This is a genomic window from Prevotella sp. E13-27, assembly GCF_023217965.1.
Lineage (GTDB): Bacteria > Bacteroidota > Bacteroidia > Bacteroidales > Bacteroidaceae > Prevotella.
Map to the genome: position 1 here is coordinate 1,795,811 of NZ_JALPSC010000001.1, position 14,724 is coordinate 1,810,534.

A 14,724-nucleotide genomic window follows, 5' to 3' on the forward strand; every position below is an offset into this window, starting at 1 on the left:
TGAAATTTTTTACTCAAGAAGAAACAACACCGAGCAAAAAGACGTTGAACTTCATTCGGCAGTTGGCGTATACCTATCGTGTGGTGAATAATCAAGTTGTGTGTTTAAACTGATTATCAGATAGAAACTATGGTAAAACTCTCACCATCATTACTCGCGGCCGATTTTCTACATCTCGACCGCGATATTGAAATGATTAATCGCAGCGAGGCCGATTGGCTGCACTGCGATGTTATGGATGGCTCCTTCGTACCAAATATATCGTTTGGCTTCCCTGTGCTTGAGGCTGTAGCCTCTATGTGTAAGAAACCACTCGATGTGCATTTTATGATTGTCAATCCGGAGCGTTATATTGCCCAGACTGCTAAACTCGGTGCAATGATGATGAATGTTCATCTTGAGGCTTGTACTCATTTGCATCGTACAGTGCAGGAAATACATAACGCAGGCATGAAGGCTGCCGTCACACTGAATCCCTCTACACCTGTCAGCTTGCTTGAAGACATCATCTGTGATGTTGATATGGTGCTGCTGATGAGCGTCAATCCTGGATTCGGTGGACAGAAGTTCATTGAGAATACACTGAAGAAGGTACGTCAGCTAAAGGCGCTGATTAATGCAAGCGGAAGCCATGCACTGATAGAAGTTGACGGTGGCGTGCAGGGTGAGACGGCTCCACGTCTTGTTGAGGCTGGCGTTGATGTATTAGTATCTGGAAGCTATGTCTTCAAGAGTCAAGATCCCATAAAGACTATCCACGAGCTTCGATCACTTTAATCTTGTAGTGCAAGTTCTATGTTATGCTCCTTAGCCATGCGTCGCATGTTCATAAGGGCATAGCGCATGCGGCCAAGGGAAGTGTTGATGCTTACGCCTGTCATCTCAGCAATCTCCTTGAACGAGAGTTGCTGGAAGAAACGCATATATACAACTTCGCGCTGAGGAGCTGGCAGGGCATTCATTATCTTTTTTACGTCACATAAAACCTGCTCGTTGAAAAGTTCAGTCTCACGGTATGTGTCAAGAACCGACAGGCAACGCAGGTTTGTAAGGTCATTGTCCTCTGTCGGCTCAATGATGTGTTCGCTCTTATGAGAACGATACCAGTCCATAATAACATTGTGGGCAATGCGTGTTACCCAGAACTGAAATTTGCCTGAGTCGGTATATTGTCCGTGCTGAAGCTTTGTAATCACCTTAACGAATGTCTCCTGGAAGATATCGTCTGCCGTTTCATGGTCATGAACCACGAACATGATATACGTAAACAACTTCGTTTGGGTTCTTTCTAATAGCTCGTCAAACGCTTTATTGTCTCCTTTAACGTAGAGTAATGCCAACTGCTCGTCGGTTACTCCTTCGAATTTCTTCATATCTTTTATTCTTATTGTTATGAAGTAAATGTCTCGTCTATAGGCAATAAAGTTTTAAATTTTGAGTTATTAAATTGTTTTATCGTGTGCAAAAGTAGGTAAAATGAACGTAACATCCAAACTTTTTTGCAAGAAATGTGCGTTTCAATCCTAATTATTAGAAGAAAAGTGCATAAAAATGTAGAAAATGATGATCTTTCTATTTTTTGCGACTACTTTCCCTTATCCGTTGGATTGTAGGTATTATGCGGTGTACAGGCTCTTTCTGTCCTCTTATATGGTCAAGAAGCAGCTTGCATGCCGTTTGTCCCATCAGGTGGCTCTGGTCTTCTATGGTGGAGAGCGTGGGAGTAACATCTTCCACATATTCTACATCGCTGAACCCTATCAGCGCAAGATCCTCAGGTATGCGTAATCCATAGAGTTTGGCTGCTTTCATTGCTGCAAACAGTAGGGTGTCGTTGAGAGCAATGATGGCATCAGGACGTTCCGGAAGATCAAGAAGCGTGTTTGTCGCGTCAATGGCTGAGGCTGTGTCAATGTCGCTATATACCACATATTCGTGGCGCACGGGCAGTCCGTTGTCGTGTAATGCTTCTATGTATCCATGCTTGCGTTCTTGTACCATCTTCAGTCGTGAAGGTCCGCAGAGAATGGCTATGCGTCGGCATCCTTGCTCTACAAGATGGTCTGTAGCATGGTGTGCAGCCTCTATGCTGTCGGCGGTCACGCTTGAGAAGGGATGGTTAGGCATACCTTGCGAACTTGGGGACTCAGATCCTTTGTGTGGTATGTCTCGAGCTACGAAAACTACTGGTATGTGGTCTTCTGACAGTGCGGCAAAATGGTCAAACGTTTCTGTCTCCTGCGTGACGCTGGCTATGATGCCTGCTACATGTAACTGGCGAAGACTCTCCAGATTGTGACGCTCGTGTTCAAAGTTCTCATGAGAGTTCATGCTAATCACGGCGTAACCTGCCTTGCTTGCCTCCTGCTCAATGCCGTCGAGCACAGAGGAGTAGAAGAGGGTTACGCCGTGAGGCACTATGACGCCAATGACTGGCAGCTGTCCGCTGCGCAGCGAGTTGGCAATGAAGTTCTTTGAGTAGTGCATCTCACGTGCAGTATCCATAACCATCTTGCGCGTCTGTTTGCTGATGGCAGGATTGTCTTGTAATGCACGCGACACTGTGGCAACGCTCAGTCCGAGCTTTGCGGCAATGTCTTTAAGGGATGCTGGCTTCACGTCAGAGAATGTGTTTATTTATTCTGCTGCCTTCTCTTCAGTAGCAGTTTCAGCTTTTTCTTCATCCTTGAAATCGGTGATTCCGTTTTCAATGAGAATGTTGTACCACTGAATGAGCTTCTTGATGTCACTGTTATGTACGCGGTCGCGGTCGAAGTTAGGGAGAACCTTTGCGAAATAGTCGCGCAGATCGTCACCACTGGCTTTCTTGAAGTCTATGCTTGCCTTTTTGCCCCCTTCGAGTTCTTTTACCTTCTCGAAGACTTCCATCAGTGCTATGTCTTCATCATCAGTGAACATAGCTATGTCGCCGAGTGATGTGATGCGGTCTGTGCCAAAAGCAGGCTGACGGCGATGTGTGCTGTCGAGTGCTTCTACGATAAGGTTGTTGTTTCCACGAGAAACTAATTTGTAGAGTCCGGGCTTTCCGGAAATTGCTAAAATTGTCTGTTGCATTGTCTATATATATAATAATGTGTATTTAATAGCGTGTCTATCTGTTCATCAAGAGATTGAACACCATCATTCGTGATTTCGAAATCTGCACGTTTTACTATTTCGCTCTGTTGCCATTGGCGTCCTATCCATTCGCGTGCCTTGGCCTCACTGATGTTGTCGCGATTCATCACGCGCTCTATCCTTACATCTGTCGGTGCAGTGACAACGATTGTTTTGTCCACCAGTTGGTTGAATCCCGACTCAAACAGTATGGCACATTCCATCCAGTCATAGCCGCTTGACAGGAAATCCTCAGCAACTGCGGGATGAACAATGTTGTCAATGGCCTTGGCGTTTTCATCAGATCTGAGCAGGAACTGTGCTATCACAGCTTTGTTGAGATTGCCATTATCAGTATATGCCTCTTTGCCGATGAGACTTTCCAGTTCTGTCTTCAGCTTCTCTGAAGTGCGCATCAGACGTTTTGCTGCTGCATCGCAGTCATATACGTTTATTCCGCGTTCCTTCAGTAATTTGCAGACATAGCTTTTGCCGCTCCCTATGCCACCAGTTATTCCTACTTTCATTGGTCTATGTCTTCAATGAGGTAGTCCAACTGCTTTTTGCTTAGTGACGCCTTGCTTATACCGGCAGGAACCTTACGCAGATAGATGTTGCACTTCTGTGAAGGGTTGTCCTTTATCTCGTTGTAGTCTGCCACCACCTGAAAATCCTTTGCCGACAGTTTCTTGTATGTCTTTACACCTGCTACAAAGTTAACTGTGACTTTGGCAGGGAATAGGCGTAGCACCTTTCCCTCGGGCATGTTTATTCCTTCCACAGGAACACCTTCGATGCTTTCCTCGGTAAGGATGTCCGTCATGAACCTAATGTTTACAACATCTGGAACAATCTTTACCCCAGGGGCCTTTTGGATATTAGCTTTCACTGAGAGTGTGTCGCGGAAATTCGTGTAGTTCAACTCTTCAGTGCTTATATAAGTTATGCTGTCCAGTTTGCTGTGTGGGGCGTAGATGGTAACAGAGTCAGGGTCGTACGTGACGGCTGATATGTAGTAGAGAGCGTCTGGCTTTACGTGTCCTTTGTAGATAACAGGCACTCGTTTCTTTTCACCAAAGTTATAATAGAATGTAAGTCGCTCTGGCTTTACACTCACCAGTTTCGTTGAGGCGCTAAGCTTCGGTGTTATCAACTTTGAGATCTCTGTTGCTGTTATTTCACCCTTGCCTCCCTGTTTTGCATGTTGGGAGAAGTCTATGCTTATATTCTTAAGCACGTCACCATACAGATACGTCAGCAGGGTAATTCCCTTGTCACTAACTGTAATACGAATGGTATCGGTCTCCGGTGATGTGAGCATTGCGGTCTTTGGAACGTTGGCATAGTGTATTGGCACTCTTACCTCCTGCTCATATGTCTCGTTGAGGGTCATTAGCAGCCAGAAAATGCCAGCCACGGCAAAGAAAAACAAAAAAGTCAGCAACTCCCTGTTCACTTTGCTGAACAGGAAATTACCGACGGTCTTGATGATGCTCTGTAAACTCAAAGCCTGATAGTTTGATATTCGTTATTTCTGAAGTGGGGTGCTGTTCATGTCTTTAAAGACAGAATTCTTGTCAACAGTAACCACTACGTCGTGAGCTATCTTTACGTCAACGGTGTTCTTTGCGAGATCAATGCTCTTCACTGTGCCATAGATGCCGCCGCCAGTTACAACGGGCGTACCTGTGGTCAGTTCGTTCTGGAACTTCTGTATCTCTTTCTGACGCTTCTGCTGTGGGCGAATCATGAAGAAATACATTATTGCGAAGATAGCTACGAACATGAGAATCATGCTCCATCCTCCACCTTGTGCACCCTGTGCTTGAAGAAAAATACTTGTCATTGTTGGTCCTTTTATTTTAGTTTTATAATCTTTTTGTTTCTTGCGTATTTTACAATTGTTTCATCAGCTTGCCTGTGTTTATGAGATGATGGGCAATTGCGTCAAGCATACCGTTTATATAGCCTGCACTGCGTGGGGTGGAGTAGAACTTTGCCAGTTCCACATATTCGTTTATGGTCACGCTCAGTGGTATGCTTGGGAAGTTCATCATCTCCGCAATGGCAATCTGCATGATGATAACATCCATATATGCCAGTCGGCTGAAGTCCCAGTTCTGCGATGCTTCGCTCATCATGTGCTGATAGTCGTTGGCATTAAGTATGGTTGCACGGAACAACTTGCGTGCATAGTCCTTCTCTTCCTCGCTGTCATATTCTGGGAGAAGTTCCTGGTTCGCACCATTCTTCTCCTCAAAACGCTTGATGGTCTTCAGAACGAAGGTGTCAACCACGTCCTTGTCGTCGTTCCAGTAGAGACTCTGCTCTTCAAGCAGTGAGTCCAAGTCTTCATTTTCCTGGATGAGCGCACGATAAAGTTTCCGCCAAAGCTCACGGTCGGCAGCGTAATTGTCCTCGCTGTCATCCATATATTCTTTGTATATCTGACTTTGCTCTATCTGCTCGAACAGTCTGCCGATAAACTCTGGAGAGTCGTTCCATGTGCGTTTCTGAGTCTCCATGAATTCTGCCAGCTGGGTGTTCTCTTCCAGCTGAAGAGCAAAACGGTTGTATGCAAACTTCTGTGATGGCGCTTTGCTGCCCTCGCGAGCAGCTTTAGCCTGTGCTATCTCTAATCTGCGGCGTGACTCTTTTGTAATCGCTACAATAAGTGCGAGCAGATGGTTGTACAGGTCGTATGCTTTCGACATGCTGAAAAACAACTCCTTCTCTGCCGTGTCAATATTCTTGTTGCCGTTCTGATAGTACGCGTAGGTTAACTGAACAATTTTAATTCGTATGATTTCTCGATTAATCATCTCTTATATATTTATGTTGTCGGTTGCAAAATTAGCTATTTTTCCGCTATTTAGCAAGAAAAAGAATCTTTTTTAAGCATTTTCATGCGAAAACGTGTTGTATTTCAATTATAATTACTAACTTTGCACCCGCTTTTCGCGAAAGCACTACGAAAAATCGTGTCGTGTGATGGTGAATTAAGCAGATTTTTATTTACAAACTTAATTTAGAGTAACACAAAGTTATGAGAGAAATTACAATCAATGGTCAGAAGCGTGAGGCTATCGGCAAGAAGGCTTCTAAGCAGCAGCGCAAAGAGGGACTTGTTCCCTGCAATCTGTATGGTGAGGTAAAGGGTGCAAACGGTCAGCCTGAGGCACTCGCTTTCACAGCTCCAATGTCTGAGCTGCGTAAGGCAGTTTACAGCCCACATGTTTTCATTGTTAACCTTGTTATCGATGGTAAGGAGCGTAAGGCTATCATCAAGGAGCTCCAGTTCCACCCAACAACAGACGCTCTTCTGCACGCTGACTTCTATGAGGTAAATGATACAAAGGCAATCACTGTAGGTATTCCTGTTAAGCTCAACGGCTTGGCACAGGGCGTACGCGAGGGTGGTAAGCTGAACCTCTCTATCCGCAAGATTGATGTTACTGCTCCATACAAGCAGATTCCTGAGATTCTTAATATCGACGTTACAAACCTCGGTCTGGGCAAGGCTATCAAGGTTGGTCAGCTGAGCTTCGAAGGCTTGCAGCTTGCTACACCTGCTCAGGTTGTTGTATGCTCGGTTAAGGAGACACGTGCTTCTAAGGCCGCTGCTGCAGTTGCAGAGTAATAGGGTTCTGTAGGACATGGACAAGTACTTGATTGTCGGCTTGGGCAATGTCGGTGATGAATATGACATGACCCGCCACAATACAGGATTTATGGTATTGGATGCTTTTGCGAAGGCATCCAATATCGTTTTTCAAGATAAGCGTTACGGTTTCATTGCCGAGACTTCACTGAAGGGGCGTAAGGTGTTTCTTCTGAAGCCTTCCACATACATGAACCTTAGTGGTAATGCTGTTCGTTACTGGCTTAATCAGGAGAACATTGACCAAGAGCGTCTTCTCGTTATTTCTGATGACGTGGCTTTGCCACTTGGCGCTTTCCGTCTTAAGGCAAGTGGTTCAAATGGCGGGCATAACGGCTTGGGACATATCCAGCAGCTTATTGGCCAGAACTATGCCCGACTGCGAATGGGTATCGGCAATGACTTTGCACGTGGTCAGCAGGTTGACTGGGTGCTTGGACGCTATGATGAAGACGACTTGAAAACGCTGCAACCCAGTATTGATACTGCTGTGGAAATAATAAAAAGCTTCGTACTGGCAGGCATTGACATTACGATGAATCAGTTTAACAAACTTGGAAAGAAATGAGTGAGGCTCGTATTGACAAGTGGCTATGGGCTGCACGTATTTTTAAGACTCGTTCTATTGCTGCCGATGCGTGTAAGAATGGTAGGGTAATGGTGGGAGGCACCACGGTTAAACCATCACGTATGGTTAAGGAGGGTGAGACTGTCAGTGTAAGAAAGCCGCCTGTCACCTATTCGTTCAAGATACTCAAAACCATTGAGCAGCGTGTTGGTGCAAAACTGTTGCCGGAGATATACGAGAATGTTACCACAGCAGATCAGTATGAACTGCTCGAGATGAACCGCATCAGTGGATTTGTTAACCGCGCCCGCGGCACAGGACGTCCCACGAAAAAAGACCGGAGGGCAATGGACGCCTTCGTGCAGCCGTCGCTTGAAGGCTTTGGTGATTTCGACGATTTTGACTTCGGCGAAGACTGGGATGATGAAGCCTGATAATGATTATCTCATTTTTAAATTTCTTCAGGGGTACTTGCTAAACCCCCTTAAACAAAACAAGAATAATGGACACAAACAGAAGACAAGAAGGACTGCAGCTCCTTGGTAAGGAGACCGACTATGCTGCAACTTATGCTCCTGAGGTTTTGGAAACCTTTCAGAACCGTCATCCGGAGAATGATTACTGGGTTCAGTTCAACTGCCCTGAGTTTACAAGCCTTTGCCCTATTACAGGCCAGCCAGATTTCGCAGAGATAAAAATTTTGTATATGCCAGGTGAGCGAATGGTTGAGTCGAAGAGCTTAAAACTGTATCTCTTTTCATTCCGCAATCATGGTGATTTCCATGAAGACTGCGTTAATATCATTATGAAAGACCTCGTCAAGCTGATGCAGCCTAAGTATATTGAGGTGGTCGGACTTTTCATGCCTCGCGGCGGCATCAGTATATATCCCTATGCCAACTATGGGCGTCCGGGAACAAAATATGAGAAGATGGCTGAGCAGCGTATGCTACAGCATCATGCATTATAAAAAAACAGGACATGGATGCTTAGATTTCATGTCCTGTTTTTTTATAGAATAAAATATTTCGTGTTCTATTCTTCAGTCTTTTTCGTGTAGTAGCTGTGGATACTGCTTTCCTTCGTACCGTTGGATTCATCTGTAGTGAAGAATTTCAGGACGAGTGAGTCTTTCTCCAGCAGGACAAGCTCGCAGGTATCAGTGTTGGCAACGCGCATGTTGCCCAATGTGTCCATTGCCACTTCTGTCAGTAGCAACTTTCCATTATATATGTGCCATTGGCCATAGTGCTTTACCTTCGGATAGTCCACGGCTTCGTGGTCTTTAAATGATTCCCTGTTTATGGGGCGTAACCTTACGACATTGTCTTCTTTTATCTGCATGGAGTATTCGCGTGGGGTGTTGAGCATCTCCTTAATCGAATCTGGCAGGTTCTCTATCTTCTGCTTCTCTGTCCTGCCCTCCATGTCGGCTCTCATGTGCAGTGATGGCATGATATTATAGCACCATGTGTTACGCAGGACTTTCATGTTGATGACATAGTCTGCCACCGTAGAGTCCTTACTGTTGCGCACAACGGCAATGTTGTCTCCAATCTCCGGACGGCCGAAGACGTGTCTGTTGCGTGTCGCATTGAGGATGTTGAACGTGTCTGGGTCGGCCGCCACGTCGTTTAGTGGCAGGAATACGAGTATGGTATCCGTGCATCCGTCGCATGCCAACCCGTAAACGGTAGAGTCTCCTTCCAGGATTAGTGATAGTGAGTCACTGGTTGTTTCAGTCTCGTTCGTGGCTTCACTGTTTCCGCTGCATGATATGGTCAGCAGTGCTACCATAAATGATAAAAATGAAGTATGTCTCATTGAATTCTCGTTTATTTATGCCGCAAAATTACAAAAAAAATGTTTTACAACCACATTGCATAAGATTAATTAAGTTATATTTCGAAAAAGTCTTGCATAACCAATTATTTTGTGTATCTTTGCAGCATATTTCTTGTATTCTTATTTAATTGCAAACTATAAACTATGGCAAAGAAGAAGATTAAGTTTAGTCTTGTCTACCGCGATATGTGGCAGTCGAGTGGTAAGTTTCAGCCACGTAAAGACCAGTTGGAGCGCATAGCACCTGTGATTATTGATATGGGCTGCTTCGCCCGTGTTGAGACCAATGGTGGCGCTTTTGAGCAGGTAAACCTCATGGCAGGCGAGAATCCTAACGATGCAGTTCGTGCTTTCTGTAAACCGTTTAACGAGGTGGGCATCCAGACCCACATGCTCGATCGTGGCTTGAATGCATTGCGCATGTATCCTGTACCTGATGATGTTCGTGAGCTGATGTATAAGGTTAAGCATGCTCAAGGTGTGGACATTCCACGTATCTTCTGCGGTTTGAATGACACACGTAACATTATTCCTTCAATCAAATGGGCCAAGGCTGCCGGCATGATTCCACAGGCAACACTGTGTATTACCACATCTCCAGTACACACTGTAGACTACTATTCTAACATTGCTGATGAGGTTATTGCTGCTGGTGCCGAAGAAATCTGTCTTAAGGATATGGCAGGTATAGGTCAGCCAGCTATGCTCGGTGCTCTTACCAAGGCCATAAAGACAAAACATCCTGATATCCTTATCCAGTATCATGGTCATTCAGGTCCAGGTCTGAGCATGGCATCTATCCTTGAGGTGTGTAACAATGGTGCCGACATCATTGATACAGCCATTGAACCACTTTCTTGGGGTAAGGTTCATCCAGACATCATCTCTGTACAGTCAATGCTGAAGAACGAGGGCTTTGAGGTGGAGGATATCAACATGAATGCCTATATGCAGGCTCGTACCCTCACCCAGGAATTCATTGATGACTGGCTAGGCTACTTCATCAATCCTGCTAACAAGCACATGTCTTCACTGCTACTCGGCTGTGGTCTCCCTGGTGGTATGATGGGTTCAATGATGGCAGACCTTGGCGGCATTCAGACCATGATTAACAAGCTGCGTGAAAAGAAAGGCGAGCCAGTGCTCACCATGGACGACATGCTCGTTAAACTGTTCAATGAGGTAGAGTATGTATGGCCACGTGTGGGTTATCCCCCACTGGTGACACCATTCTCGCAATATACGAAGAACATCGCTCTTATGAACCTCCTCACCATGGAACAGGGTAAGGGACGCTATGCTATGATGGACGATGCCATCTGGGGTATGATTCTTGGCAAGAGCGGAAAGATTCCAGGCACTATTGCTCCAGAGCTTGTTGAGCTTGCTCAGCAGCAGAAGCGTGAGTTCACTGATGTTGATCCTCACACCCTCATTCCTAACGCTCTCGACGGTTTCAAGAAAGAGATGGACGAGAACGGATGGGACTATGGTAAGGACAATGAGGAGCTCTTTGAGCTCGCTATGCACCCAGAGCAGTACCGTCCGTTCAAAAGCGGTCAGGCTAAGAAGCAGTTCCTTGCTGACCTTCAGAAGGCCAAGGATGCTAAGCTCGGTGGTGGTAAGGTGTCTGCCGAAGAGATCGCGGCTCTGAAGCATGCTAAGGCTGATGCACTTGTATGTCCGTCTGCCGGTCAGATTTTCTATGAGTTCAATGGTGATGGCGAGTGCGCTCCGTGTGTAGAGCCGTTCATCGGACAGACTTATAAGGAAGGTCAGACATTCTGCTACCTCGTAGAGAAGTGGGGCGAGATTGTTCCCATCCCAGCAGCTCTCGGCGGTAAGCTCGTTGACGTGCAGGCTAAGCAGGGCGCAAAGGTGCGCAAAGGTGACACTCTCGCATGGATAGAGCGTGAAAAGTAATCCCAATGGATTTTCAGAAAATCATAGATAAGTATTATACAGGCGACGATTCACTTCGTCGCCTGTTAATGCTTCATTCCCGACAGGTGACAGACCGTTGTCTGTCAGTGTGTGACCGCCATCCTGAGCTGAAACTTGACCGTCAGTTTTTGGAGGAGGCAGCCATGCTACACGACATAGGCATTCGTTGGTGTCATGCGCCTAGCATCTTCTGTGAGGGAAGCGAACCGTATATCTGTCATGGTGTTATTGGTGGAAAACTGCTTCGCGACGAAGGCTTTGTGCGTCATGCACAGGTGTGTGAGCGTCACACAGGTACGGGGCTTACAAGAGAACAGATAGAACGTCAGCAATTGCCGCTGCCTGTTGATGGCTGTTATGAGCCGCAGGAACTCGAGGAAAAACTAATCTGCTATGCCGATAAGTTCTATTCCAAGTCGCGTCCAGACCGAGTGTTCACAGTCCTTGAGGCAGCGCAGAGCTTAGAGAAATTCGGTTCCGAAGGAGTAAAGAAATTCCTTGCATGGGCTGAAATGTTTGAATGACATTTCAGCCTTTTCTGTTAATTAATGTAGAGCAAAAGAAAAATATCCATTTCTGTTTATCCGTTCTTCATTAAAAAATCGTAATTTTGCAGTCGTGAAACGAAAATCGGTCATATTTTTGATGCTCTCTGCGTTCATCCTGTTGATGGCTCAGGGTTATCAGAATTCGCTATATATGAGTTCCAATGTTGGGATGCAGAAAGAATGGCATGGGGATAGTATCGATAATGACACTATTCTCGAGTCAAGTGATTCTGCTTCTCTTCGTACATATATGACGGATTCTGTTGCTGCCGATTCTCTTATATCTGATTCTCTTATTTCCGACACCCTCTTTGGTGATTCCCTTTCTACGGACTCATCTCGTATTTCGATGATACCTACGGACTCACTTGAGCGTGCCATCTGGGAACATAACAAAGCTGTTGATGACTCACTACGTGCCGACAGCCTTAACCGTCAGCGCAAGAACGGAATAGATTCTCCTGTGACATTCTCTGCCAATGACTCGCTTATCTATGAGGCAGGCTCTGGCATGGCTTTCCTCTATGGTTCTTCGAACGTGAAATATCAGAACATGGACCTCCAGAGTGACCGCATATATATGCAGCTTGACTCGTCGCTTGTCCATGCTACTGGCTCGCGCGATACGGCTACTAACGAGATGATAGGCATGCCGGTGTTCAAGATGGGTAGCGATACCTACGAGAGCGATACCATGGCGTTCAACTTCAAGACGAAGCGCGGACTTATCCAGCAAGTATATACCGAACAGCAAGATGGCTTCCTCACGAGTGAGTTGTCTAAGCGTGGTGCTAACGGTGAACTGTTCCTACGTCATGGACGCTATACCACTTGCGATGAACCTCATCCCGATTTCTATCTGGCGCTCTCGAGAGCGAAGGTGCGTCCTGGCAAGGACGTAATCTTCGGTCCTGCATATATGGTTGTTTGCGACGTGCCAGTGCCATTGGCGGTGCCTTATGGCTTCTTCCCTTTCACAAAGAGCTATAGCAGTGGCTTTATCATGCCAACCTATGGTGACGAGACTGAGCGTGGCTTCTATCTGCGCGATGGCGGCTATTATTTTGCTATCAGTGACCTTATGGATTTGAAGCTTCTTGGTGAGATCTATACAAAGGGCTCGTGGGGCGTGTCTGCTGCTACAAACTACAGGAAACGCTATAAGTATAGCGGATCGTTCTTTGGCAGTTTCCAGAACACCATCAACGGCGAGAAGAACATGCCTGACTATTCTAAGCAGACTAGCTTTAAGATTCAGTGGAGCCATCGTCAGGATGCTAAAGCCAATCCGTACTCGAACCTCTCGGCAAGCGTGAACTTCGCTACGACAAGCTATGAGCGTAATAACTTGAACTCGATGTATAACCCACAGGCGTTGACGCAGAGCACGCGAACTTCTTCCGTGTCCTACAGCACTGGCTTTTCGAGCATCGGACTGAACCTCTCTACAACGATGAACCTTTCGCAGAATATGCGTGACTCAACTATTTCTGTGACATTTCCTGATTTGAATATCAGTATCTCGCGTTTCTATCCGTTCAAACGCAAGAAACTTGTCGGAAAACAGAAGTGGTATGAGAAACTGTCGATGAGTTATACAGGACATTTCAGCAACTCCATATCAACAAAGGAAGATAAGCTTATGCACAGCAGTCTGGCGCGTGACTGGCAGAACGGCATGCAGCACAGCATTCCTATCAGTGGAAACTTCTCGCTGTTCAACTATATCAATATCAACCCATCGTTTAACTTCACCGACCGTACTTATTCACGCAAGGTGATGCGCAGTTGGGATACCTCTTCCCAGAAGGAGTTATGCGATACTGTTAGTGGCTTTTACAATGTTTATAACTGGAACTTGTCGCTCTCTGCATCGACAAAGCTCTACGGCTTTTATATTCCGTCGCGTAAACTCTTCGGTGATAAGATTCAGGCTATACGCCACGTGCTTACACCACAGATTAGCTTCAGCTATGCTCCAGACTTCAGCGCTTCACGTTATGGTTACTATGAGAGTTATCAGAAGACCGATTCGAAAGGTAATGTGAGCCTTGTTGAGTATTCACCTTACCAAGGACAGCTCTATGGAGTGCCAGGCAAAGGTAAGACGGGAAGCATCTCGTTTGATTTGTCAAACAATGTAGAGATGAAGATTAAGAGCGACAATGATTCTACAGGCTTCAAGAAAATAAGCATCCTTGATGAGCTTGGAGCTTCTATGTCCTATAATATGGCTGCTAAGGTCCGTCCGTGGAGTGATCTAAGCCTCCGTCTGCGACTGAAGCTGACTAAGAGCTACACATTCAACCTTAATGCCATCTTCGCGAGCTATGTATATGAAGCTGACTCAGTGGGTGCTACTCCTCGCATAAGTGAGCATACCACATATTGGGAACAGGGCAAGATAGGTCGTTTCCAGGGCATGTCGCAAAATCTGTCCTACACTATCAATAACGAGAAGGTGGCAAAACTCTTCAAGTGGCTGAAGGGCGACAGACCGAAGAAAAACGATGATGACGAGACGAAGATTGATGACCCGCTGGAGAACGAGACTGAGACAAACATCGACAAGGATCTCGATGCAGGTCGTCATGGCGCGAAGAAACGCGACGCAGGTATGGCTGAGACCGATGACGACGGATATATGAAGTTCTCGCTGCCTTGGTCTCTCAGCTTCGGTTATGGTATCACTATGCGTGAGAATACCGATGTGAAGAAGTTCAACTATTCAACTATGCGCTACCCATATAAGTTCACCCAGAACCTGAACGTTAGCGGTAATGTTAGAATCAGTGACGGATGGAATATATCGTTCTCGTCAGGCTACGACTTCGAGAACAAGAAGGTGTCTATGACCACAGCATCGCTGTCACGTGACCTCCATTGCTTCAATATGTCATGCTCGGTGGTGCTCACTCCATATACTAGCTATAACTTCTCGTTCCGATGCAACGCTGCTACACTGACAGATGCTCTGAAGTACGACAAACGCAGTAGCTATTCTAACTCTGTGCAGTGGTATTAAGTAATTGAGAATTGAA

16 protein-coding genes are annotated in these 14,724 nt (G+C 45.9%); 8 read left to right on the plus strand and 8 right to left on the minus strand.

Annotated elements, in window-relative coordinates; genetic code table 11:
* Positions 1–129: 129 nt before the first annotated feature.
* Positions 130–777: a ribulose-phosphate 3-epimerase gene (gene rpe, locus M1L52_RS07100; RefSeq protein WP_262917950.1), complete on the plus strand. Its 648-nt coding sequence runs from the start codon at positions 130–132 to the stop codon at positions 775–777.
* On the opposite strand, the gene M1L52_RS07105 is transcribed toward rpe, so the two are convergent.
* From M1L52_RS07105 to nusB, 7 genes are all read right to left on the minus strand, one after another.
* Positions 774–1,373 carry an RNA polymerase sigma factor gene (locus tag M1L52_RS07105; protein ID WP_248614235.1) on the minus strand — a complete coding sequence of 200 codons (600 nt, stop codon included), beginning with the start codon at positions 1,371–1,373 and terminating at the stop codon, positions 774–776. The genes rpe and M1L52_RS07105 overlap by 4 nt on opposite strands.
* A 199-nt stretch (positions 1,374–1,572) precedes the next feature.
* A complete protein-coding gene (locus M1L52_RS07110) occupies positions 1,573–2,619 on the minus strand; it encodes a LacI family DNA-binding transcriptional regulator (RefSeq protein ID WP_248614236.1) in 1,047 nt (348 codons plus the stop codon).
* 18 nt (positions 2,620–2,637) lie between these two features.
* Positions 2,638–3,075, minus strand: coding sequence for a DUF5606 domain-containing protein (locus M1L52_RS07115; RefSeq protein WP_248614237.1), 438 nt, complete (start codon positions 3,073–3,075; stop codon positions 2,638–2,640).
* A complete protein-coding gene (coaE, locus tag M1L52_RS07120; protein WP_248614238.1) occupies positions 3,057–3,644 on the minus strand; it encodes a dephospho-CoA kinase in 588 nt (195 codons plus the stop codon). Before coaE ends, M1L52_RS07115 begins: the two co-directional genes overlap by 19 nt.
* Complete coding sequence (locus M1L52_RS07125; RefSeq protein WP_248614239.1) at positions 3,641–4,624, minus strand: CdaR family protein; 984 nt, start codon at positions 4,622–4,624, stop codon at positions 3,641–3,643. Before M1L52_RS07125 ends, coaE begins: the two co-directional genes overlap by 4 nt.
* A 21-nt stretch (positions 4,625–4,645) precedes the next feature.
* Positions 4,646–4,963, minus strand: a complete 318-nt coding sequence (yajC, locus tag M1L52_RS07130) for a preprotein translocase subunit YajC (protein WP_248614240.1) — start codon at positions 4,961–4,963, stop codon at positions 4,646–4,648.
* 49 nt (positions 4,964–5,012) lie between these two features.
* Positions 5,013–5,939: a transcription antitermination factor NusB gene (nusB, locus tag M1L52_RS07135; protein ID WP_248614241.1), complete on the minus strand. Its 927-nt coding sequence runs from the start codon at positions 5,937–5,939 to the stop codon at positions 5,013–5,015.
* A 224-nt stretch (positions 5,940–6,163) separates the two neighbouring features.
* Between nusB and M1L52_RS07140 the strand changes: the two genes are divergently transcribed.
* The 4 genes from M1L52_RS07140 (at position 6,164) to queF (ending at position 8,316) form a co-directional block, all read left to right on the plus strand.
* Entirely contained in the window at positions 6,164–6,757 is a 594-nt protein-coding gene (locus tag M1L52_RS07140; RefSeq protein ID WP_248614242.1) for a 50S ribosomal protein L25, read from the plus strand.
* Between the two features lie 16 nt (positions 6,758–6,773).
* Positions 6,774–7,346: an aminoacyl-tRNA hydrolase gene (gene pth, locus M1L52_RS07145; protein WP_248614243.1), complete on the plus strand. Its 573-nt coding sequence runs from the start codon at positions 6,774–6,776 to the stop codon at positions 7,344–7,346.
* Positions 7,343–7,780 (plus strand): RNA-binding S4 domain-containing protein, encoded by a 438-nt coding sequence (locus tag M1L52_RS07150; protein ID WP_248614244.1) that lies wholly within the window; start codon positions 7,343–7,345, stop codon positions 7,778–7,780. The genes pth and M1L52_RS07150 overlap by 4 nt, the downstream gene beginning before the upstream one ends.
* A gap of 68 nt (positions 7,781–7,848) precedes the next feature.
* Positions 7,849–8,316, plus strand: a complete 468-nt coding sequence (queF, locus tag M1L52_RS07155; RefSeq protein ID WP_248614245.1) for a preQ(1) synthase — start codon at positions 7,849–7,851, stop codon at positions 8,314–8,316.
* Positions 8,317–8,381: 65 nt separating this feature from the next.
* Here the strand turns inward: queF and M1L52_RS07160 are convergent, their stop codons facing one another.
* Complete coding sequence (locus M1L52_RS07160; RefSeq protein WP_248614246.1) at positions 8,382–9,170, minus strand: hypothetical protein; 789 nt, start codon at positions 9,168–9,170, stop codon at positions 8,382–8,384.
* Positions 9,171–9,335: 165 nt separating this feature from the next.
* Between M1L52_RS07160 and M1L52_RS07165 the strand changes: the two genes are divergently transcribed.
* The 3 genes from M1L52_RS07165 (at position 9,336) to M1L52_RS07175 (ending at position 14,708) form a co-directional block, all read left to right on the plus strand.
* A complete protein-coding gene (locus M1L52_RS07165) occupies positions 9,336–11,114 on the plus strand; it encodes an oxaloacetate decarboxylase (protein ID WP_248614247.1) in 1,779 nt (592 codons plus the stop codon).
* 5 nt (positions 11,115–11,119) lie between these two features.
* Entirely contained in the window at positions 11,120–11,659 is a 540-nt protein-coding gene (locus tag M1L52_RS07170) for a phosphohydrolase (protein WP_248614248.1), read from the plus strand.
* A 94-nt stretch (positions 11,660–11,753) separates the two neighbouring features.
* Complete coding sequence (locus tag M1L52_RS07175; RefSeq protein ID WP_410896769.1) at positions 11,754–14,708, plus strand: putative LPS assembly protein LptD; 2,955 nt, start codon at positions 11,754–11,756, stop codon at positions 14,706–14,708.
* The last annotated feature ends 16 nt before the right edge of the window (positions 14,709–14,724 follow it).

Bases quoted from the DNA above. Each gene is read 5' to 3' on its own strand.
- coaE (WP_248614238.1), bottom strand. From the start codon at position 3,644: ATGAAAGTAGGAATAACTGGTGGCATAGGGAGCGGCAAAAGCTATGTC.
- pth (WP_248614243.1), top strand. From the start codon at position 6,774: ATGGACAAGTACTTGATTGTCGGCTTGGGCAATGTCGGTGATGAATAT.
- nusB (WP_248614241.1), bottom strand. From the start codon at position 5,939: ATGATTAATCGAGAAATCATACGAATTAAAATTGTTCAGTTAACCTAC.
- M1L52_RS07170 (WP_248614248.1), top strand. From the start codon at position 11,120: ATGGATTTTCAGAAAATCATAGATAAGTATTATACAGGCGACGATTCA.
- yajC (WP_248614240.1), bottom strand. From the start codon at position 4,963: ATGACAAGTATTTTTCTTCAAGCACAGGGTGCACAAGGTGGAGGATGG.
- queF (WP_248614245.1), top strand. From the start codon at position 7,849: ATGGACACAAACAGAAGACAAGAAGGACTGCAGCTCCTTGGTAAGGAG.
- M1L52_RS07105 (WP_248614235.1), bottom strand. From the start codon at position 1,373: ATGAAGAAATTCGAAGGAGTAACCGACGAGCAGTTGGCATTACTCTAC.
- M1L52_RS07140 (WP_248614242.1), top strand. From the start codon at position 6,164: ATGAGAGAAATTACAATCAATGGTCAGAAGCGTGAGGCTATCGGCAAG.
- M1L52_RS07160 (WP_248614246.1), bottom strand. From the start codon at position 9,170: ATGAGACATACTTCATTTTTATCATTTATGGTAGCACTGCTGACCATA.
- M1L52_RS07165 (WP_248614247.1), top strand. From the start codon at position 9,336: ATGGCAAAGAAGAAGATTAAGTTTAGTCTTGTCTACCGCGATATGTGG.
- M1L52_RS07115 (WP_248614237.1), bottom strand. From the start codon at position 3,075: ATGCAACAGACAATTTTAGCAATTTCCGGAAAGCCCGGACTCTACAAA.
- rpe (WP_262917950.1), top strand. From the start codon at position 130: ATGGTAAAACTCTCACCATCATTACTCGCGGCCGATTTTCTACATCTC.
- M1L52_RS07150 (WP_248614244.1), top strand. From the start codon at position 7,343: ATGAGTGAGGCTCGTATTGACAAGTGGCTATGGGCTGCACGTATTTTT.